Here is a 20,729-nt window from a genome sequence, read left to right as displayed (position 1 = left end):
AGTTGATGCATTGAAATAAACAAGCCAAACAGACTGTTTTGACTGATGATTTTTTTTTCCAACCATTTTCGCCAGTCTGTTCGGCTTTCAGAACAAAATGTCTCTATTTCCTTTTTAGACATTCTTATTTCATTGCTACTAAAATAATCCCCACCATTAAAATCCCAACTAAATGATAGCTTCCACTAATTATGCCGTAAAGAATAGGTTGAGGAATATTTGGATTGATGGCTATATTGACGGTATTAGCGACTAAAAAACCTATGCCAGCAATCAAAGAAAACTCTATCACTGCTTCATAACTTGAAATATTCAAAGTATAAATCAAAATTGCAGAAGCGAGGGTTATTACCAAACAACACAAAGCCGGTCCGATTATAAAAATGGGCTTTTGTGGTAATTCTTCATTTTCTTTTCCTAATGAAATTTTGTACGGTTTACTAAAAATCAAAGTAAACCATAACGCCCCAAGTAGAAAGTACGGAACAAATGCGGCAATGATGCCAATCCAATTCAAGTTTGCAAATTGACTAATCATAATATTATTCTTTAATAAATTAGTTGATGCTGCAAACGTAAACCGGGTCGGTGACAGCCCTATGTCAAGGGTTACAAAAAAATTAATGGTATTGGTCAAAATACTCTTCTAAAGTCATATGATGAGGTTCAACGTTTTCTGATAGAATTTCCATTTGTTGAATTCTGTCCAATCGAAATTCCTTTCGCAAACGACACCATGCAATCAAGTACCAGTTTTCAGTACTCAATAGTGCAAATGGCTTTATTATTCTGCTCGTTGTAGTGCCCTCCCTGTTAATATACTGTATTTTGACAAGCTTGTAATTGGTAAGCGCATTTTGCAGGTCTGATAAGTTGTCACTATTTCTTTCTTGATTTAGGGTTTGGTCATATTGAGTTCTATCAGCAAGCAAATTTGCTTTGTTTTTGATGGTATATCTTAGAATCGATTTTATTTTATCAATGGCTTCCGAATAATCCTTTACAAATGAGGTATCCTTGTTTTTACTCGTCCTTTTTTGTTCTAAAACACACTTATACAACGCTAACTCAGAAGACCAACCGATCCTGTTTCGGAACGTTACGGGTGACATCACAAATCAAACAACCGGTTGGCTATCTTTCATAGTTTTTTTAAGTGCTTTACGTGCCTTTTTCTTGCCTTTGGGAGAATAGCCAAACTGTTGATCTTTTATTGACAATGCAGTGATAACTTTGGCGCAGTTGAAACCCTTATTTCCAGTCAGTGATCCAATTTTGGAAATCACTTTTTTTGCAAGGTTTTTTCTGCTTACAATCGCTTGTCTGCCATTTCAAAGTTGTCAAACAATTTACAAAGGCCCTATTGGGAATAAGCCCGTTTCTGTCTTTTTCAGGAACGGCTATTTAGTCTTGGAATTTAACTTTTGATATGTCTTCCCATCTCTATTATAAGTATTGTCGGTTCTTTTTTCTTCCACAAATGCAATTACTTCGCTTATAGTTTTTTTATCAATCTCCTGTTTTTTCTTTAAACCTTGATCATTGTAACTTAAAAACCCTTCTTGAATCTCAAAGGAGCCATTGGAAAATCCCCTCACCATATGGGCATAATAATTATGAAATATTCTTATCTCGTTTATATTATCCGTTAGTTGTATTGTAAGGTATTTTCCTCTTTCAGGAAGTCTATCATCTCCATATATAATTTTTAAAAATTTTGAATTCGGTCTTTGTAAGGTAATTGAGACTTTCGCTTTTCCTGGGGTAAATTCAGGGAATTTTATTTTTTTATGATTCAGAATTAAATTTTCAAACTCTCTTTCAAAAGGTCTTTTATAAATTAAAGTAATACTGTCATTTTGAATTTTATTTGTTGTCCCATACACATAAAATTCTTTCATTAACTCTTTATCCGGTTGGATTGTCAAGGTATTATTTTGAATTGTATAATTTCCAAAAACTTTTAGGTCAACATTCCCAAATGAAGCATAATAAAAAAAGGTTTTGTTTTCTAAAAGATAGATTCCCGAGGCGGTTTCGAAGCTTGATAAGTTATAGAATCCCTCTACCTCTTGGTACTCCTTTTGAGCAAAACTTTGATTCATAAATAAAACAATACAAATACCTACTAAAATAAATCGAGTCATAAATTTTATCGTGTTTTTTTAAATACAGCCAACGGCTCGGTGCATGAGCAGTAGCGGGTTTTAAATGTATTAACGGTTCGGTAAGTTAGTTAAAAACAGAAACTTTTTAGTTGCCACTTCACCCGCCAGTACTTATACACAATATTAACAGCCGTTTTTTAACTACATCCGCAGTTAGACTTTGTCAATTCACTTTCACTTAAATATTTGAGGACATATGAGGATACCCCCTTCTTCCCGTTCTCTTTTTTTGGTTCAAAATACCCTTTTAGCAAAACCTCTATCAAAATTTCTTTACTGGGCTCTGGCATAGTTAATCCATTCCATGTCCACTCTCTTTTTTCAGAGCCATTGGTCAGATGCTTAGGATAAAAGTCAAGATTACCAACTCTTATTGTCGGCGAGGCAGTTATTTGAGCTTTTTCAGCTTCTTCAATAGTTTTAACGGTTGTTGAAGTGAAAAAGATTTCACAACCCAGCTTATCAAAAAGCTTCTGAACATCTTGAATTGCTGAAATTAATTTATTTTGGACGGTATCGCAAGCAGAACAAGAGTTGTTGGCATTTGTAGTCATCTCTACTTGAAAAAACTCAACTCTTAACGCATTTTTTGTTGGTACTTCCATTGTCTTTATAGTTTTAAGATTAAAATTTAATCCTAAGACTGAGAAGACACTGAAAAGATGCAGAATTTCAGCTTTTTTTATCTCAGACAACAAGCTTTTGTTACGGTATAAGAGAGCCATTGATTTTCAGAAAATTCCACCATTCCACATTCATCAAATTTTTCTCTTAACTTCTTTCTGGCTCTTTGAATTCTTGATTTGGTTGCCGTTAATGTTAATCCAAGTTGTTCGGCAATTTTTTTCTGTGGTTTGCCCTCTATATCTGAAAGTTTTAATGGTACGGCATATTCAGTTGGAAGATTATCTATAAAGTTATGCAACCAAACGTAAATATTCTCATCATAGCCGTCTTGAGGGTCTTGTAATTGCAAATACTCCAAGTCAACATGGCTGATCCGTTTTGACTTTTTATAAAAGTCAATTATCGTATTTTGGGTTATTCTGTAAATCCAAGCCTTTATGTATTCCACATTGTTTTTTGTTTCACAATAATCCGTGATTTTAATAAGAACCGATTGCATAATATCATTCACATCGCTCTCATTAAACGCACGTTTTCTCACATAGCTTTTTAAGTTACTTTGGTAGTTTTCCCAAATTTTATATATATCACATTTCATACTTTCTATTTGGTTTTAATTATTACCAACGGCTCTGTGCATGAGTAATAGTGGGTTTTTACGCACTAATGTTCCGGTTTTAACTTGACTTAAAGTTATAAAATTCTATTTCGCTTTAGCACTCTTACCGTTATTTCTTATATACCATATCGTAGTGCGTTGGTTATCCGGCGTTCAGTTCGCCCCTTAATTTTTTCGGAAGTTTTGCGATCACTAAATTGCACGAAATATCCAGCCATTCGTAAAGTTATTGGTCTGAAACTGTGCCATCCATTACGACTCTACAGCAATGTTTTTTGCTAAAAAACACAGTTTAGACCTTTTGACCTGTATTTATGTTTTTAATCATATTCATCAAAACTTGCATATTGAGGGGTTAAAGACATCATCCATTCTTTAAATGGCTCTCCATATGTTTGAACAGCCTCTTTCACAATGGTATTTACTTCTTCACTATCATCAATGGCAAGCTTCTCTATTGGCCGTACATTCAACTCACTTATCATCCACTCTCTAAATTCGGTCGCATTTTCCGGGTCTTCAAAATCATCCAAATCCTTATAAAACTCTCCGTCCATCGTTTCCGGGCCAAAACTCAATAGTCTTAAAAGCTCTTTGAGATTCTTTGCCATAACCTGTATATGTCCTTCACTGCCAATAACAATTATTGGAGCTTCTTCTAGAGATATGCCCATTTCGTTTGCCCAAAAGGCGTACTTTGCTCCGGTCCCGTCTGCGTTTGCAAACACCATTAACCTCTCAAAATATTCGCCATCCAAAGAATATTGCCCCATATCTGGTGTTTTGTCTAAATCGACACACAAATAAAAACACTCGCTATAAGTTTCCCCTCCATACTGTTTTTCAAAATCCATCAACTTTTTTAACGTCTCCGGAATCGGATATTTCCCAAAAACTTCTTTGTATTTATTTGTTAATTCTTCCATATTAATCACGTTAAATTACAGATAACGTTTACGACTATGAGCAGTTACATGGGTTAGCACTTAACTTTGCAAATACACATTACTCTGAAAACTCCTGCGGAATTTCCAGAGTAATCGAGAAGAACAAGCATTTACTTATAGCCATTGTTGTACCTCATTTTTTTATTCAGTTTTATATTGTTCTCCAATATTTTCAGGTTTTTTTAAATCAATCCAAAATATATCAATAGGTTCATCCGGTTCTATTTGTCCGTTTTCATTTTTGTCCTTTTTGGCAAACACATACATAAAATCATTTGCCGGATCATATTCGGAACTCATAACAGAGTATTCTTTAGGAATAAGTGCTTTTTTATTCTGACCGTTAATATCAAAATGATAAAACCTTCTTAAATCTTTTACATTTATAAATCCATCCTTGTTTGAATCCTCATCATAAACTGAAACCATATAAAAATCTCTCTTTACTGGTTCATAATTCAAAGTATCTTTTGAGAAAGCCGGATAGTAAAGTGTTTTAATTAAAACAGGTTTATCAAAAAGTTTGTTTTCGATTTTGGTTGTGTTGTTGTAATGGGAAACATTTACAAAGTTATATCCATAAATTGCCTCAAAACCAGGCATAAAGTTACCATTCCAATTGTTCCAGTTTTCATACGCCCCATTCCAGTTAGTATGATAAGTATTTGAGCCTGTAAAAGGTTTTTTAGTTTTCTTGTTGTAATTCACTTTATAGATTGGTGTTAATCTATGTTCATCGTTGAAAGTCAAGAGAACATTCCTCGGCCTTGTTTCTAGTGCCAAAGAGTCAATTTGAAGTCCGACAATTCTTTGCCCACTTTCATCTTCTGTAATTTCACTCACTTGAAATCCTTTCTTTTCAATTTTGTTATCAGAGCAACTAATGATAAAAAAAACGGAGATGATTACTGTTAAAATTCTATTCATTTTTTTTTTTCTCAAATGTAGTACAACGGTCCGGATAAAACCAGTTTTAATTGGTTTTAGCTTTTGTATGTGCCTTGAATGGTGAAACCATATGCTGGGTGGTGTGTAACGGACGGCTATCCGGATCATCAAAATACAGACCGGGCTACTCGCTCGATTGCCTGTTGTTTTTTTAAATTCCCAACGTTATTTGATCTTTCACTTTATGATACCTTAAAGACGCTTTGATACATTCTTTTAATTCCAATTCAGGAATTTCCTGATTCAATTGAAAAACGATTGCCCGTTTTCCTTCAAATTGGAATTTCCGGTCAAAAACCCATCTAAAAGTATCGACCAACCTACTCGTACATTGGAAATACATTGCATACTGGCCTGGTGTTTTTTCTTTCCAATCCATACGCAATGTACTACCGTTTTTGGTTACAAAACTGGGCTCTCCCCATTTCAACGTTTCTTCCAAAGCCGTTACGCCTTCCGTTTCTTCTGCTGTTTCTATGACCAATTCCCGCAGACGCTGCATTTTATCCCGAACAAAGTCGGGATAATTCGCAAAAACGGCTTCTACTGTTGGATCTGTTTTCAATTTCAGCTTACCCATTCAATTGTTTTTTACTCCTACATAAAAATCTACTTCCGCCTCTGACGGATTTTGCGCCTTTTCCCCGAAGATCTCAAAATCGGCAATATACGTCCTGTCCCAATCCATTTCAAAGATTTTTGACCAATGATGAACGATCAAGCCTTGCGTCAAATCCCCTTTTGCAGATGTCTTGATATAGCCTCCACCTGTCAATGATTTCCCTACCATTCCGTTCGGAATATTGTCTAAACTTTCAACTTTACAACCAAGTATTGCCGTGTAAGGTTTTGTATGGTCGCTATCATAGTCCGTATAAAGCGAGTAAATTTCATTATCTACTTTGTTCGGAATTTTTGTCAGTATCTCCCCGGACATAAATTTTTGCCAAAGTTCAGCAATATCTTTATTTGCCTGTCCATTCTCGTTTGTCGTTCTTATCGAGATTCCGATAATGTTAAAAGGTTCAATGTTTACTGTTTGCATTTTTTTAAATTTTATGATTTAATGCAAAGCTAGTTTGATCTTGTGCCAAAGGTATGTCAGGGGTATTTTAATAGTTTTCGCTGCACTTTTCGAGATATTGTTGCAAGGTGATTTTATGAGGTTCAAAACGGTTTTCCAGAAGTTGCATTTTTTGGACACAATCAAGCCGGAATGCTCTAAAATCATTTCTTAATTTGCAAAATGCAACAAGTACCCAATTGTCTTGCGTGGTGTAAAGTGCAAACGGTTCTATTTCTCTTTGGCTTTGTTTGCTTTCCAAGGACAGATAAGCAATTTTTACCGTTTGGTAATTTGAAATGGCAGATTGCAATTGGATAAGATAATTGCTTGTTTTTTCATTTTCACGGTTATTCCGCACCTGTATTCTATTGGTCAGCAATTCCGCTTTTTCTTTTTGGGTGTATTTTAAGACCGATTTGATTTTTGTAATTGCATTTTCATAAAATTCGGTCAATGATTGGTCTTTATTCTTTTTAATTAACTGTTCCGCTGTGATTAAAGCATTCGCCTCTTCTTCGGTAAACATTACCGGTGGAATCTTATAACCGTCCATAACGGAATAGCCTTTTCCTTCTTCCGTTACGATTGGAATTCCTGATTTTTCAAGTGTCCGGATGTCCCGATAAACCGTTCTGATACTCACATGGTGTTTTTCGGCAATGTCCTTTGCGGTGACAATCCGTTTTGATTGTAATTGAGTCAGGATTGCTGTCAACCTTGCAAGTCTTGGTTTTTCTTTGTCCATTCGTTTTTTTAGCTTATGGCTAATGGTCAGATATGGCAAATGGCCATACCTCGCTAAACAACACTAAAGTAGTGAAACTGCCCAACCTCCGCAACGGTATCCACGAAGAAATGCGTTCCGAAAGCCAAAATCCAGAAAGGAGAAAATCGATAGAGGCTCAGATGCATCAGAATAGGCAGGTTCACAAGCAAATAGCACTAAGGTATCAAATAGTTCTCCGTTGGCCATTCGCCATATCGCTTGTTGTTCGGTGTTATATTTTCATCAATTCTAGTGATTCGGTTCCGACTTGATACTCATACATCCCACTTTCCTCATCCACCGTTCGCTCAAGTTCAGTCAGGATAAGATATTCACTTTTGATTTCCCATTTACGATATTCGGAGGTTCCATCCGGACGAATTAGTAAAATGGAGTCAAAGCCTTTTGGAAGATGCTCCCAAAAGTTGATTGTTAGCTTGAATCTTGAGAAGTTAGCGAGCCCTGTCAACTGTCCGTTAGGATGAAAAACAATTTCGGATCGTTTCAGTTTATACTTTCCTTCAACTAGTTGATTAAACACTGCCGTCAAATCAGAAACTGGCGGTTTCCGCTTAAAGATGTGAATTGTCGAATCGATGTAGATATTGGTTGTGGATTCCAACTTCCCTTCTTCAAATTTTAAGGTTTGTTCGTCCACTAATTCAAGGGTGAAAAACTGCTCCGAACTATATCCGACTTTCATCCAATTATCTCCTTGATCGATAATAGGAATAGAACCTCCTTCATGATACCCAATCAGGTCAATTTCGGTCTTTTTGGGTTCAATCGTTATTTGATAACAATAGCTAGCTGGATTGCCCGAAAATTCACATAGTTCCTTATGAATTAAAACAGAATCGATGTAACTACTAAGTTGCCACGTTCCTGTCAGTTGGTTCTGAGCAAATAAGCTCATTGTTAGAAAGTTAAGAAAAAGAGTTACAAGTATTTTCATGATGCAGTCAATGCTGTACAACTACTGGATAAACGGAATGCTCCTTATACCCATAGAATAATAACACTAATATAGTACTTTAAGAGAAAAAAATACCAAATCGGCATATTATGAGTATTCCCGGTTTTGTGAAAATAGTAGACGTAAAAAATACTATTGAAAGCTAAATTCTGTCGTAAAAATGGCACAGCAATATTTCAAGAAGGGTTCGGATTTGGTAAATAAAACAGAACTTCATAAGTAGTTTCACTTTATGGTTTATACCCAAAAAAAGTGTCTTACTCTTATCAGAAGCAGATAACATGAACTCTTAAGCTTTACTGTTGTGAAAGGTTTAAAATTAACCCCTTGTGTTAGTGAATACAGATTCAAAATAAAAATGCCCCTACTTGAAATTTAGTAAATTATAATATGACCAAAAATTCACTAAACCAAGCCGATGCACGATCTGATAAACTTTTCCTATTCGACTCACCAGGAAACATTCCAAGTTGCGGACCCTGTACTTGCTTCCCTGGTTTACAAGTTATTGTCTTATCGCTAACCTGTGAATACATGTCCCTGGACAGTGAAAACCGGCTTTTCCATAAAATCAACTCCGGTTATTCCCATACCTTCCTCCATATCAACACCCATGAGGAGCGGTATGTTAAGCAGAATTGGCTGTTTCGGAAAATCAGAAAAAGACCGGAAACACTGTTCTCCCAGCATTGCGACCAGTTCATGATTCGATGAAATTATGCCAAAACATTCCAAGGGTTCAAAACCAGAATCCCTGCCAAGATCACGGCACTTACATTAGTACGGTATATTAACAAATTTGATTTTGACAGATCCGTCAACAAGTTGAAAGTCGCTAATACTTACCTAGTACAACAGGCTAAATTATTGAATTGACCCACTTGGTAGAAAACCGTGTACCATTGATAATTATTTGTTATTTTCAAGTACTGAAATGAATTAAACTTTTTCTTTTTCCTGAAAAATGTTTCAAAAACGCCTCCTCTGTGTTACTTTTTTCAACAATAGCTTTGGCCATTCTCTTCAAAAAGTGCCTTGATGAGCCGATTTTGATTCCACTTTCGGTCAAAATCATACGTTTAAACCACTTCACTGTTAAAATTCTGATTGAAGGTATAAAATGAAGAAATTATACAAATCTCTTTTCATTGGCATATTTTGCCTGTATACATCCTTCGGGTGGACTCAGGTTACCTCTGTTTATCAACCCAGGCAAATGCAAGCAGACCTGGAAAAATTCAAAATGGCACTTATCAATATTCACCCGGGTACTTATACCCACCAAAAACCAGAAGAATTTGAACGGTTTGTGGATAAGCTCCTCTCAGAGGTATCCAAACCCATGGCAGCTACAAAATTTTACACGATTGTCCTTAAATTAATTGCCGGTATTCATGATGGGCATACCCAAGCCTATGCTTTTGGAGAACTTGGCAAACTAATATACCACCAGAAAAGACTTCCTTTTCAAGTAAGCATTCATAGTGAACGGATTTTTATCATTAAAAATCTAAGTACCAAGGAACTACCTGAAGGATCTGAAATACTATCCATTGATAACAAGTTAAGCAATGAAATCTTGATTGAAATGCGTCAACATTATACTTCCGATGGAAAAAGCTTTAACGGCATGTACCATTGGCTGGGAGGTCCTTATAGACCTTTTAATAGGCTTTATCCGGAAATATTTGGTGAACAACCAACTTACAGCCTTGTATATCGAGACTACAAAACTAAGGATATTGTCACCATGAAAATTGACGCAATACCGAAAGCTAGCTACGAAAAGAGGGATGCCGTCAAGTACCCGCCCGAAAAAATAAATGAAAAGGCCTTTAACTTTACAACACACGAGAAGGAGGGCTATGCTTATATGCAAATAAACCGTTTTGTCAAAGAAGGATTTAATGAACCGGAGAATATCTACCCCGATTTCTATAAACAGTGTTTTGAAAAAATCGCAAGTCAAAACATTCAAAATTTAATTATCGACCTGAGGGACAATGGAGGCGGTAAAGCAAGTAATGCCGCTTACCTAATGCAATACTTCATTCAAAAGCCTTTTATTCCCGCCAAAGAAATAACCACCTTGGGCGATGATTCATATTTTCTGGAATTAACAGGTGATACCCTGAGTCTTGATGAAGCTTTTGACTTGGTTTCTACCAATCAAAAAACGTTTAAGGTAACAAAAACAGAAGTACTGCGGGATTTGATGACATACACTCCTATTACCGAACATGCGTATTCAGGAAAATTGATTGTTCTAATCAATGGAGGTACGACCTCTGCAGGAGCTATTGCTGCAGGATTATTAAAAGAATATACAAATGCTGTCCTTGTTGGAGAAGAAACTTTTGGATATGCTGGAATCAGCAATGGCATTCGTCATATTTCGATTCGTGGAGATAGCACTGAAGTGGCTATTCATTTACCATTATTACACACCGAATACAATATAAACCCCGAAGTGAAACGAAGAAGCGTTGTTCCGGATTTCCAGCTTTCAAACTCTATGCAAAATATTTTGTCTAATAAAGATTATATATTGGAATATACAATTGAAGAATTATTGAGGCAATAATAAATGGAAATGAATTAAACTTTTTCTTTTTTCCTAAAAAATGTTTCAAAAACGCCTCCTCTGTGTTGCTTTTTTCAACAATAGCTTTGACCAATACGTAAAGCTCAAACGATACATTAAGAGAACATTTCTTAAATGAGAGAAGTTATAAAAAGTAGACACTATAAGAGCTTATTTTTGATCGGACATTCGAAAGCGGGTAAAACTCGCTTAATAAATGGAAAAAAGAAGGGGGACCGGTAAACCGTCCCCTTTTCCATGGTAAAAATAGCTTATTGTTGAATTTTGTATTTATTCATAGAAAAGCCCCGGAGGGATCCGGGGCTTTCATTCAACCAAATAATTTTGAATTATGAGCCCAATAGCTTCGCCTGCTATGTAGGACAAAGAAATATCAACAACTTAGCCGAGCCTTTTCATACACCAGTTTTTAAGGCCAAGTTGCTGGAAATTAGTGCGTTTCATAAAAAACAATTCCCCTAGTAGTAGGGTCTATGTCCTTTATAACACCTTGGGTGTAAAGACTTATGCAAATATAATAAAAATATACTTATTCCGGTATATAATATTACTTTTTCTATTCTTTATAATTCCGGATTTTATTTTTTCAACGCGCTGTATACGTTTAACACATACTCATAAAAACACGTAACTGCACAAGTTATAAAATTAAGTGTTTTTAGATGTTTAAATCAAGTAAATATTTCACTTATACGATGAGAAAACCATCGTTTCATCGAAAGAATAGATTTAGGAATCATTTTGGCCTTATTAGCGCTAACGTTGACATAAATAGGGGTTTGAACATCCCGAGAGCACTTTTGACTTCGCTGTGCTGAAATGGAACAGCCGTCTAAGATTACAGATCGGGCCAATCTTTGGGGAGCCATTACTCTTGTCCCTTTTCAATCGCTGCCGTAGCCACTCATATTTCTTTCGTTGCTCTAAAGCCTAATCAAAACGTGCTCTAAATTCTAAAGGCGATTGATTTGTTTTGGTCTTGAAAAGTTTGCTAAACGATTGGACGTGTTCAAAGCCTAATCCGTAGGCAATTTCACTTACAGATAAATTAGTGGTCGATAGTTTTTCTTTTGCTTTTTCAATCAATTTTAACTGTATGTGTTGACGAGTATTTAATCCTGTTAATGACTTTAGTAGTCCGCTTAAATAATTGGGTGTAACATTCAACGACCGGGCTACAAACTGAACAGTCGGTAAACCTTTATCTATCAAATCTTCACTACTGAAATATTCGTTTAGGAGTGTCTCTAACTGAGATAGAACTTGATGATTGCTTTTTTCCCGGGTAATAAATTGTCGTTTATAAAATCTATCTGAATAGTTGAGCAAGGTTTCAATCTGCGAAAGAACAATCTTCTGACTGAATTGGTCTATATTTTCGTTTGTTTCCCGGATAATATTTTCGATAATTCCATTTAATATACCTTCTTCTGTGTCCGACAGAAACAGCGCCTCACTTAGAGAATAATCAAAAAAGCCATATTGTTTTATGCTGTTGGCCAATGAGGAATTCCATAAAAAATCCGGATGGATAAGTAGCATCCATCCAGACCGTTTTTCTTCTGTATGTGATATTGGCTCTATACCAAATACCTGATTGGGAGCAAGGAAAAACATAACACCCTCATCAAAATCATACTGCTGCTGACCGTATTTCAGTTTTGCATTGATTCCTCTTTTGATAGAAATATTATAAAAATCAAAAACGAGATTTGTCGAATTAACTTCCGTGCTGCACTCCATAGTACCATAATCAATAATACTGATTAGGGGGTGCTTGGGCGGTTGCAAACCTTTAAATCTGTGAAACTCAGAAATGGTATTTATTTTTTTGATTTGATTTTTAGACATCCTATTATGAATTAAGGGCATGTTTAAATTTCACACTTTGGGTCAAAAATTCTCATTTCAGCAACCTCAGTGCGGTGTTTTTGAGAGCCCTAAACTGAAAGTTTTTACTACCAAAGAGGCGGCCTCTCAAAGGAGCATCTCCCGTAACGAATGTTAAACCTGCTTAAGATTTATAGGTTTCTGCAAACTTTTTGGCAAAGTCTTCAAATTTAGTTTTACCCATGGCAGGTTCATTTTTGTAATAGTCTTCATACAAAGAGCCATCGCCTTGTGCGGATTGCATATCAATAAATCCTTTGGCGATTTGTTGATTCATTCCCATTTTGACCATTCCATCCAATAACTCATCGCCGTTTACCACTACCCATTTTAAATCAGGCTTTCCAATGGCTTTACCTAATTGATAAGCAATTTCATTGGGTGAAATTTCTTCACTGGCTATGTAGCGAATGCTTCTGCCGACAAATGGTTTTTCTATTTCTTCGGAAATAGTGGACGCAATATCCAATGGCGAAACCCAAGGCTCTTTTTTATCACCACCATAGTTCATTACGATGGTTCCATTTGCTTTTATACTTTGCATAAACCTGAATATATTGGTATAAAAACCTACAGGTCGCATAAACTTGATAGAAACATTGCTTGGCAATTCAGTTAAAATTTGCTCTGCATAATAATGCATAGAAAGCACGCCATTTCCTTCTGTGGTATGTGCTCCAATACTGCTCAGGTGTACTACTTTTTTTACACCTGATTGTATTATGGCCTGCTTGTAGTTTTTGGCAATGTTTGAGTATGCTTCAATAATGTCAAAATTCGGGTCGAACATCTTACTTTGTTCGACGGCTTCCATCAGATATACTACTTCGGCATCCTTGAAAGTTTTTGTCAGAAAACCAATGTCTTCCATCCTTCCAATCGCAGCTTTAGCTCCAATTTCTTCTATTGTCTTTTTTCTTTCGGAACTACTACTGATGATTGTTATTTCGTGTCCTTTTTCCATTAAATCTTGTGCAAGTGATTTACTGATATTTCCGAGCGAACCTGTTGCTACGATTTTCATATTTTGTATTGTTTAAAATTTACAATACAAATATCCGTAGTTACTATGGTATGCGTTTATCCGAATCTATGGTTGTGTTAGCTGAAACATGTTTTTTTCTCTTGTGACTAACTTGTTTATGTAGATTCCTCTACATAATCAGTGCGGAGTGCTACCTGTATAAAGCCAATGTAAGAGCCCCGAAACTTGAGCAAAAAACAGGTTTCATTTTTCGCCTGTAGCAATTGGTGTATTCTTCATCAAAAGAACAGTCCGGCCATAGGGCAAGCATCAGTCGGCTGAGCGTTTCGATATTGTCTCGGGAGATTTGCTCAATATTCATTGACACGGGTAAGTTATCGGTTTTGAATGAAGTGCCACTGCTTTTTAAGGAACTTGCGAAAATCAAATTCGGGGATTTTTCTTCGCTGGCTAGCGAATGTTTTTTACCTTACGACAAATCGGACCGAAATGATTTGATAGTAGCCTCCGGGCGTTTTTGCGAAAGCTCCTGACAGGTGCCAATAGCACTGTGCCGTATTCGGGCAGCTTGAATTTATTATTTTTTTACGGATTTATTGGGCGTTTTGCTGTTTGTATTTATCTTCCGTGCAAAACTGTAAAATAACAGAATGAAATCCATACAAAATTACATTACGCATCCTCGGATTAGTGAAGAGGTAAGCAAATGGTCCTTGTCCGCAGAAGGTTTTACAATTTTGGAAGAATTAAAAAGTGACTCGGACCTTGAAATCCAAAAGCATACCCTCGTTCTTGGGAAGGTAAGCGTAAAGGGCACCATCCGCTTATCAAATGAATGCTTTTTTATCGTATGCGGGGCTTTAAAGGCGACCAACCTGCTGACAGGGCAGGCTTGCTCTTTGTTCTTAGATCGCTTTGAGTTGGAGAAGCTCCTGCATGTGGCTCAAAGTGATGCCGTGGCGGTTTGTTATGCCGACAGCAAGGCCAAGTATGTACTGAGTGGCAACTCGATGGGTTGCCTGACGCTGGACGGTGCAAAACTGACGGCCGAAGTGATTGACGACTATATCAAATGTGTCAACCAAGCCGAGTTGGATTTTAAGAGTGACGATTTGATCAAAACCCAGTTTCCTGATTTTATTTCGGAAATCGAATGGGAGAATGGAGACGAGAAGTTTTTCAGGGAAAAAGCCCCTTTGTTGGGGATTGAAGATGCCGATGAAATGGACGAAGACACCCTGTTCGAAGCGGGCTATGATTTGGTTTCGGAGTTAGCGGAAAAAATCACCGTATTTGCCGCTGCGGATAAAATTGTCGCGGAGTCCTAGGCAATTTAAGGAGGTCTATGGAAAGAATCCTTCATAAGAGCACTCCATTAGAGCATGCCTGAAATGAGAATTTTCAATTCAAAGGAATGAAATTTAGATATGTCCTAAGGCCTATATCCAGATATCATTCAACTAAATACAACAGAAGGTAGCCAAAGAAAAACACGTTGAAGTCCTATCTAAAACCGTTATTCCTCTACCAACATCTTTCTAAGAATGAGAGAAACTTAACGCTTTTAAGAAAAAGATAATGGTGAGTATAAAAAAATAGTAACTGATTGTGCTGTCAAGTTTTACAAGAATTGAAGCCGGCTACAACAAGGAGTATCAATACCCTTTATAGATGATGATAAGCTTTTTGATTCCTAAGTATTTTTACAATACGGCTATATACAATTTCCGATAAATTCCAATTGTATCCTTCAAAATCAGTTGTATTCATAAATTGAATTACAACTGCATCAATATCTTTGTGGTATTTTGCAATACTCTGATAGCCAGGAACCAATCCCGTATGTTCATACACGTAAATTGAGGAATAAATAACTTGTTCACTTTCATCAAACAATGAGCCATCGTTTAATGCCCTTAAGAAGGTACCCACATCCTCTGCCGAGGCTAGCATCCCCTGCTTGTCTTTCTTTAAATCGAACTCATAACCAACATGGTAGCCACTCATCACATCCTCTATATTCACTTCACTTAGCGAGCTGAAAGTATGGCTCAACCGGAGTGGTCTCAAAATTTCCTCCCTGATAAATTGCTGATGGCTATATCCCAACACCTTATCAATGAGTTCTCGAATCAACAAATAATTCGTATTACAATATTCATAGCCTTCGCCCGCTTCAAAGTTAGCCGGCAAATCAAGAACCAATTCAAGCTTTTCGTCATTGCTTTCTGGTGGGTTTACCCAATAATTATGAGTGTCGGTATAATTGGGAATTCCGCTCCGATGTTGTACCATCAATCTCAAGGTGATTTTCTCAGCATTTTCAATTCTTCCCACAAGCTCCGGAAAATACTCAGCCAACGTTTTATCCAAAGACAGACGCCCGTCATTTACCAATTTGGTGACTGCAACGGCATCATATAGCTTGCTGATACTGGCAATTTTGAATAATGCATTCGGTTTGGCAGGTATTTTATTTTTCCGGTCATGCCAACCAGCTGTATACAATGCCGGAGGCTTACCAGACTGATCCACATAGACAATGACTCCGTCAAATCCGTAATCAATGGCTTCGTTTACTTGTTCTTGAACCGTATCCGGTAGTGGCAATACCCAAGCCCATACCAAAATCCATGGAACAAAGAACAAAGAGGTTATCGTTCCGATGAACAATACTATTCTGAGTATTCGTTTTGTGGGTTTCTTCTTCATGCTATTTCAGGGCTGTTTGCTTTTAGTCAAAAGTTGACAAATGCAGCTAAAAAATACAAGTAATTCCCTTTTAAAGGGACTATTTCGATAAAACAATTCCCTATTCCTCCTGCCCTTGGCCCTGAAATAAGTTTGTTGTACTTCCATAATACACTATACTTTCTAGTTCTTATGTATTCCATCATTCATACAAACAATCTGGCCAATTTGCTTCCAATCCCTTTATGTAAAGGAAATGAAGCATTTGATTGCTGCCTACAGTATCGAAAACACAAAAAAGCGCTGGCAAATTAATGAAGCAGAAGTTTCCTTTTTAGAAAAAATTTATGGAAACCTGAGCGTAAAAGCTTTTTTTCGTGCAGATAGCGTTATGCTCAATTTTAAAGATGCCCTTAGTATAAAAGGTACTTTAATGGTGGATGCACAAGGAAAAATTAGCAGTAAAGATGGAACATTAGATGTTATGAAGCCATAAGTCATTTTTTATTTGCTCCTACTGCCCTTCTCCGTTATACCCGGAAAAAAGGCAGAAATTATCCGGCCCTTTACCTTTTGCACATAGACTTTCCGAATTGGCCCGATGGATAGCTTTTTTAAGCTCGATTGAAAGTCACAAGGGAAAATATAGTTCCCGAGCATAAAATTATAAAGTCCAGTTGAAAGCTTACCGGGACTTGGGGAATGGGGCACAATTTCCGATTCTATAGTATCTTTGTCCGGAAAAGGCAGTAGGGTTTTGAATGGCAAAAATACACTATCGTTTCTTTCCAAAATAAAGATTTAATCACTTCGATTCTATTAAAAAGCGATATGAAGAACCTTTTAATTTTAATCCTATGGATACTTATCACCTCATGCCATACAAAGAAAACGGAGCTCGTCCTTCTTGGAACTGTTCACCAACCGATCGATAATTTCACTCCGGACAGCCTTTATAATATCCTTCAAACTATTGCTCCCGAGCTAATTTTGTTTGAAGTGGACTCTTCCTTTTTTACTTCTGATTTTCAATTTAAAAAAAATTGGAACAGCAATGAAAACCTATCTACCGTAAGATATATGAATGATTATGATGTAGATATCAGACCCTACGATTTTACAGGAAGAAATGAATACCGGGTAAAAATAGGCGCCCGGCCAACGGACAGTAAAGCTATCAAGTTATTAGACAGCCTCTACAACGAGAATTTGCTGAACAGTTCGGAGCGAAAAACTTATGAAGAATATAGTATTCTAACTGACACTCTTATGGCATTTACTTATTTAGGAGCAAATGCATTTAATAATGTACAAACGGACAGCATCGCTGAAATCAGGCAACACTACCAATACGAAAAGCTGTTAACTATTCTCCGTAATAATCCCATTTTTTCATCTATGTTCCTCGTTAAAAATGATGGAGATAGCATTAGTTATGCTGAAGGATATAAACGGGCAGGTGAATTTTGGCACCTAAGAAATAAAACAATGGCGAATAATATTTTATCCTTCATAAAGAAGTACAAAGGAAAGAGAATCGTAGTTTTAAATGACTATTTTCACAGGTACTATCTACACGCTCTTTTAGCTACCCAACAGAGAGAACATAATTTCGTTATACGGAATTTTTACGATTATTAAATAACGGCTAAGAGCATTTTAAAATGCGTTGTAGGTGGGCCTCTTTCGAGAGAGGCCTCCCCCCTTGGCAGTAAAAAATTCTCAGTATGGAAGCTTTTGACTCAACGGGTACAATTTAGACATGCTCTAGAAAACACCGGTGCCAACGAAATTGCCACTCCCCCTCCAATGCACCCTGAAATACCTAGCTTTAAATACTAAAACTCCGGCCAAAACCTCTTAGTTTGATGTTGGTCTCCTCCTCTTCAAACGGCCAATGAACCTATACCATTCGCTTATTCCGGTCTTTTTACAAAGTCTTCACGTATGAGTCCGTCAGTTTCAGATCTGGCACCAATCACAAAATGCAACAGTATTGCATTTTTCGGTTAGATTAATATATTTGCAACATTATTGCATATAATACTATCTAACGCCCTAACACAGGGGCTCATCATTAATCAATACAACTAATGACAAAAAAGGATCGGTTACCCTATTGGCTTTCAAGTAAAGTATTGTTGACATCTTTGGTTTTATGGTGGATGAATGGGTTGCCTTTATATGCTCAGGTAAAGACAGTGGTACAAATTGTAGCAGAAAACAGTGCATCACCTTTGGCCGGAGTAACATTACATGCATTGGCTCCGGCAAAAAAATCCGGCTGGCTTACTGATACACAAGGAAAAGCTTATTTGAATATTTCCGAACCCGTAAATGTAAAAATTTCATACCTCGGTTATTTAACCATTGAAAGGCAAATCGTCCCGGGATCTTCCGTAGTCATCCAGTTGGAAGAAGATATCCTTGGTTTGGATGAAGTAGTGGTTACAGGCTCTTTTACCCCTACCACCAGTTCCCAAGCGCTTCATTCTGTTAAAAAGATTGGTGCCGCCACGATAGAAGCGAAGGGGGCGGTGAATTTGGCAGATGTACTTCAAACCCAACTCAATCTTAAAATTATTCAGGACGATGTACTGGGTTCTAGAGTGGTGATGCAAGGAATCTCCGGCCCAAATGTAAAAATTCTCATTGATGGCGTGCCTGTAGTAAACGGTTCGGGAGGAAATTTTGACCTCAGCCAGTTGAACATGAACAATGTAGAGCGGGTAGAGATCGTAGAAGGGCCATTATCTGTACAATATGGAACCAATGCGTTGGCAGGAACCATCAATATCATAACCAAGAGCTACCAGGAAAACGAAAGTTTAGTAAGCTCGAGTACTTATTACGAATCTGTTGGCCAATATAATGTAGATGTAGCATTAGCAAAAGGTTGGAAAAATTTGTCAGTAAGCGCAGGTGGAGGCAGAAATCGTTTTGATGGATTTTCTTCTTCTGGCGAACGAAATCAAGATTGGATACCCCGAACGCAGTACCTGGCCAATGCCAAAGTAAACTACCATTTCAAATCGCTGCATGTTACAGGTTCTTTTGATCATATGTGGCAAAAGGCTATCAGCCATGGAGATGCTTCCGGTGCATTCAATAGCAAAACGGGGAAGTTATCACTCATAGCGGATGATCATTATTTTAAGACTTACCGACTAAATAGTGCACTTATAGTAAATGGTCATTTATCAGACAAACAGTATATCAATATTGTCAATGGGGTATCGAGGTATACGCAGGCCAAACAAAAATATTTACAAGATATAGTAGCTGATATCAAATGGATAAGTACTGAGGAAGCAGACCATGATACAAGCAGTTTTATCACATGGACCTCTCGCGGAACTTATGTCTATGGAAATTCAAAAAAGAAAAAAGGGCTGTATCTCACGGTTGGCTACGAACTTTCCCGTAATTCGGCTCAAGGTGGTAAAATCCGCTCAGGGACAGGTGTAAATGTAAACGATTACGGTGTTTTTACCGCTCTGGAAATACCTGTAGGGAACAAACTAAAAATCCAGCCGGCACTCAGGTATACTTATAGCAACAAGTACGACAGCAAAGAAATTAATTTTCTAAATACCCATTTACCCTTACTACCTTCTTTTAACCTAAAATATCATATTGATCCACACTTAGATTTTCGTTTTTCCTATGGGCAAGGTTATAGAACCCCCTCCGTGCGTGAATTATATTATGAGTTTATAAATGCAAACCATTATATCGTTGGCAATGCCAAGCTGCAAGCTGAAATTGGCCATAATATTAACTTTTCCGGTTCTTGGAGAAGCACTTTTGGAAGTGGTATTTCTGTGGTGGTAACTCCTTCGGTTTTTCTTACATCTATCGATAACAAGATTGAACTGGTTCGAATTACAGACAGAACAAGCCTGCCAAAGGATGTACCCAAAAATGTACCCGTAGCCCGTACTTATGCCAATATTAAAAATTTTAAATCTTTTGGATTTAACCTCAATGCGAAGCTTGTATCCTCTGGGGGAATTCAGCTAAGCCCCGGCTTTGGCCTGTTGTCGCGATCAGGAAGCGAATCAGACTATGCGTTTTACACCAGCTACGAAATGAATCTGAATGCAAGCTATTTTCTAAAACCCTTTGATGTTAAATTTAATATCTTCTACAAGTACAATGGCCGCATAACTGAATTTGCTAAAAATGAAGAGGGAGCAATCGGTGTACTCACCTTGGAAGCATACAACACACTGGATTTTACGCTCTCCAAATCTTTATGGAAAGGAAGAGTATTCACTTCTATTGGCGCCAAAAATCTCTTTGATGTCACTGATATTTCTCTGATTGGCGATGGAAGTAAAGGACTGGTCTCACAAACCGGCAGGGAATCCTATTACCCTATAAGTTGGGGCCGCACATTCTTTATCAAATTTAATTACACAATACACTAACCTGTTTA

19 protein-coding genes and 1 pseudogene are annotated in these 20,729 nt (G+C 37.0%); 6 read left to right on the top strand and 14 right to left on the bottom strand.

All coding sequences use genetic code 11. The features are described from left to right. Positions 1-124: 124 nt before the first annotated feature. From AAG747_RS19100 to AAG747_RS19050, 11 genes are all read right to left on the bottom strand, one after another. Positions 125-538, bottom strand: coding sequence for a DUF1761 domain-containing protein (locus AAG747_RS19100; RefSeq protein ID WP_346822815.1), 414 nt, complete (start codon positions 536-538; stop codon positions 125-127). A gap of 82 nt (positions 539-620) precedes the next feature. Further along, entirely contained in the window at positions 621-1,112 is a 492-nt protein-coding gene (locus tag AAG747_RS19095) for a helix-turn-helix transcriptional regulator (protein ID WP_346822856.1), read from the bottom strand. Positions 1,113-1,400: 288 nt separating this feature from the next. After that, positions 1,401-2,147: a hypothetical protein gene (locus tag AAG747_RS19090; protein WP_346822814.1), complete on the bottom strand. Its 747-nt coding sequence runs from the start codon at positions 2,145-2,147 to the stop codon at positions 1,401-1,403. A 158-nt stretch (positions 2,148-2,305) separates the two neighbouring features. Beyond that, positions 2,306-2,773: a DUF2703 domain-containing protein gene (locus tag AAG747_RS19085; RefSeq protein ID WP_346822813.1), complete on the bottom strand. Its 468-nt coding sequence runs from the start codon at positions 2,771-2,773 to the stop codon at positions 2,306-2,308. A gap of 77 nt (positions 2,774-2,850) precedes the next feature. Then, complete coding sequence (locus AAG747_RS19080; RefSeq protein ID WP_346822812.1) at positions 2,851-3,393, bottom strand: sigma-70 family RNA polymerase sigma factor; 543 nt, start codon at positions 3,391-3,393, stop codon at positions 2,851-2,853. Positions 3,394-3,734: 341 nt separating this feature from the next. Then, on the bottom strand, positions 3,735-4,340 hold the full coding sequence (locus tag AAG747_RS19075) for a hypothetical protein (protein ID WP_346822811.1): 606 nt from the start codon (positions 4,338-4,340) through the stop codon (positions 3,735-3,737). Between the two features lie 162 nt (positions 4,341-4,502). After that, entirely contained in the window at positions 4,503-5,288 is a 786-nt protein-coding gene (locus AAG747_RS19070) for a hypothetical protein (RefSeq protein WP_346822810.1), read from the bottom strand. A 172-nt stretch (positions 5,289-5,460) separates the two neighbouring features. Continuing rightward, on the bottom strand, positions 5,461-5,889 hold the full coding sequence (locus AAG747_RS19065; protein ID WP_346822809.1) for a DUF1801 domain-containing protein: 429 nt from the start codon (positions 5,887-5,889) through the stop codon (positions 5,461-5,463). Then, entirely contained in the window at positions 5,890-6,354 is a 465-nt protein-coding gene (locus tag AAG747_RS19060; protein ID WP_346822808.1) for a GyrI-like domain-containing protein, read from the bottom strand. Between the two features lie 67 nt (positions 6,355-6,421). Beyond that, positions 6,422-7,120 (bottom strand): helix-turn-helix transcriptional regulator, encoded by a 699-nt coding sequence (locus tag AAG747_RS19055; RefSeq protein WP_346822807.1) that lies wholly within the window; start codon positions 7,118-7,120, stop codon positions 6,422-6,424. Between the two features lie 253 nt (positions 7,121-7,373). Next, a complete protein-coding gene (locus AAG747_RS19050; protein WP_346822806.1) occupies positions 7,374-8,057 on the bottom strand; it encodes a hypothetical protein in 684 nt (227 codons plus the stop codon). Between the two features lie 708 nt (positions 8,058-8,765). On the opposite strand from AAG747_RS19050, the pseudogene AAG747_RS19045 reads away from it, so the two are divergent. Both AAG747_RS19045 and AAG747_RS19040 read left to right on the top strand, forming a co-directional pair. Beyond that, positions 8,766-8,993, top strand: a pseudogene (locus AAG747_RS19045) (hypothetical protein); the annotation flags it as partial. A 340-nt stretch (positions 8,994-9,333) separates the two neighbouring features. After that, positions 9,334-10,701, top strand: a complete 1,368-nt coding sequence (locus tag AAG747_RS19040; RefSeq protein ID WP_346822805.1) for a S41 family peptidase — start codon at positions 9,334-9,336, stop codon at positions 10,699-10,701. A 951-nt stretch (positions 10,702-11,652) separates the two neighbouring features. On the opposite strand, the gene AAG747_RS19035 is transcribed toward AAG747_RS19040, so the two are convergent. After that, complete coding sequence (locus AAG747_RS19035) at positions 11,653-12,573, bottom strand: helix-turn-helix domain-containing protein (RefSeq protein WP_346822804.1); 921 nt, start codon at positions 12,571-12,573, stop codon at positions 11,653-11,655. Between the two features lie 163 nt (positions 12,574-12,736). Continuing rightward, positions 12,737-13,636, bottom strand: a complete 900-nt coding sequence (locus tag AAG747_RS19030) for an NmrA family NAD(P)-binding protein (protein ID WP_346822803.1) — start codon at positions 13,634-13,636, stop codon at positions 12,737-12,739. A 611-nt stretch (positions 13,637-14,247) separates the two neighbouring features. Here AAG747_RS19030 and AAG747_RS19025 point away from each other — a divergent pair. Continuing rightward, positions 14,248-14,925 (top strand): hypothetical protein, encoded by a 678-nt coding sequence (locus tag AAG747_RS19025; RefSeq protein WP_346822802.1) that lies wholly within the window; start codon positions 14,248-14,250, stop codon positions 14,923-14,925. Between the two features lie 337 nt (positions 14,926-15,262). On the opposite strand, the gene AAG747_RS19020 is transcribed toward AAG747_RS19025, so the two are convergent. Then, complete coding sequence (locus tag AAG747_RS19020) at positions 15,263-16,309, bottom strand: serine hydrolase domain-containing protein (protein WP_346822801.1); 1,047 nt, start codon at positions 16,307-16,309, stop codon at positions 15,263-15,265. A 235-nt stretch (positions 16,310-16,544) separates the two neighbouring features. Here AAG747_RS19020 and AAG747_RS19015 point away from each other — a divergent pair, with 235 nt between their 5' ends. The 3 genes from AAG747_RS19015 (at position 16,545) to AAG747_RS19005 (ending at position 20,721) form a co-directional block, all read left to right on the top strand. Beyond that, positions 16,545-16,784, top strand: a complete 240-nt coding sequence (locus tag AAG747_RS19015; protein WP_346822800.1) for a hypothetical protein — start codon at positions 16,545-16,547, stop codon at positions 16,782-16,784. Between the two features lie 335 nt (positions 16,785-17,119). Further along, the gene (locus tag AAG747_RS19010; RefSeq protein ID WP_346822799.1) at positions 17,120-17,929 is read left to right on the top strand and encodes a hypothetical protein; all 810 of its coding nucleotides are present in this window, start codon (positions 17,120-17,122) and stop codon (positions 17,927-17,929) included. Between the two features lie 452 nt (positions 17,930-18,381). Next, entirely contained in the window at positions 18,382-20,721 is a 2,340-nt protein-coding gene (locus AAG747_RS19005) for a TonB-dependent receptor (RefSeq protein WP_346822798.1), read from the top strand. Positions 20,722-20,729 lie beyond the last annotated feature (8 nt).

Origin of the sequence: Rapidithrix thailandica, assembly GCF_039710355.1 — a bacterium.
Taxonomy (GTDB): Bacteria; Bacteroidota; Bacteroidia; order Cytophagales; family Flammeovirgaceae; genus Rapidithrix; species Rapidithrix thailandica.
This window is presented reverse-complemented; position numbering and strand designations above follow the sequence as displayed.

What these genes read in the sequence shown, in the direction of transcription:
- AAG747_RS19100 (WP_346822815.1), bottom strand. Translation starts at nt 538, where the DNA reads ATGATTAGTCAATTTGCAAACTTGAATTGGATTGGCATCATTGCCGCA.
- AAG747_RS19095 (WP_346822856.1), bottom strand. Translation starts at nt 1,112, where the DNA reads ATGTCACCCGTAACGTTCCGAAACAGGATCGGTTGGTCTTCTGAGTTA.
- AAG747_RS19090 (WP_346822814.1), bottom strand. Translation starts at nt 2,147, where the DNA reads ATGACTCGATTTATTTTAGTAGGTATTTGTATTGTTTTATTTATGAAT.
- AAG747_RS19085 (WP_346822813.1), bottom strand. Translation starts at nt 2,773, where the DNA reads ATGGAAGTACCAACAAAAAATGCGTTAAGAGTTGAGTTTTTTCAAGTA.
- AAG747_RS19080 (WP_346822812.1), bottom strand. Translation starts at nt 3,393, where the DNA reads ATGAAATGTGATATATATAAAATTTGGGAAAACTACCAAAGTAACTTA.
- AAG747_RS19075 (WP_346822811.1), bottom strand. Translation starts at nt 4,340, where the DNA reads ATGGAAGAATTAACAAATAAATACAAAGAAGTTTTTGGGAAATATCCG.
- AAG747_RS19070 (WP_346822810.1), bottom strand. Translation starts at nt 5,288, where the DNA reads ATGAATAGAATTTTAACAGTAATCATCTCCGTTTTTTTTATCATTAGT.
- AAG747_RS19065 (WP_346822809.1), bottom strand. Translation starts at nt 5,889, where the DNA reads ATGGGTAAGCTGAAATTGAAAACAGATCCAACAGTAGAAGCCGTTTTT.
- AAG747_RS19060 (WP_346822808.1), bottom strand. Translation starts at nt 6,354, where the DNA reads ATGCAAACAGTAAACATTGAACCTTTTAACATTATCGGAATCTCGATA.
- AAG747_RS19055 (WP_346822807.1), bottom strand. Translation starts at nt 7,120, where the DNA reads ATGGACAAAGAAAAACCAAGACTTGCAAGGTTGACAGCAATCCTGACT.
- AAG747_RS19050 (WP_346822806.1), bottom strand. Translation starts at nt 8,057, where the DNA reads ATGAGCTTATTTGCTCAGAACCAACTGACAGGAACGTGGCAACTTAGT.
- AAG747_RS19040 (WP_346822805.1), top strand. Translation starts at nt 9,334, where the DNA reads ATGCAAGCAGACCTGGAAAAATTCAAAATGGCACTTATCAATATTCAC.
- AAG747_RS19035 (WP_346822804.1), bottom strand. Translation starts at nt 12,573, where the DNA reads ATGTCTAAAAATCAAATCAAAAAAATAAATACCATTTCTGAGTTTCAC.
- AAG747_RS19030 (WP_346822803.1), bottom strand. Translation starts at nt 13,636, where the DNA reads ATGAAAATCGTAGCAACAGGTTCGCTCGGAAATATCAGTAAATCACTT.
- AAG747_RS19025 (WP_346822802.1), top strand. Translation starts at nt 14,248, where the DNA reads ATGAAATCCATACAAAATTACATTACGCATCCTCGGATTAGTGAAGAG.
- AAG747_RS19020 (WP_346822801.1), bottom strand. Translation starts at nt 16,309, where the DNA reads ATGAAGAAGAAACCCACAAAACGAATACTCAGAATAGTATTGTTCATC.
- AAG747_RS19015 (WP_346822800.1), top strand. Translation starts at nt 16,545, where the DNA reads ATGAAGCATTTGATTGCTGCCTACAGTATCGAAAACACAAAAAAGCGC.
- AAG747_RS19010 (WP_346822799.1), top strand. Translation starts at nt 17,120, where the DNA reads ATGAAGAACCTTTTAATTTTAATCCTATGGATACTTATCACCTCATGC.
- AAG747_RS19005 (WP_346822798.1), top strand. Translation starts at nt 18,382, where the DNA reads ATGACAAAAAAGGATCGGTTACCCTATTGGCTTTCAAGTAAAGTATTG.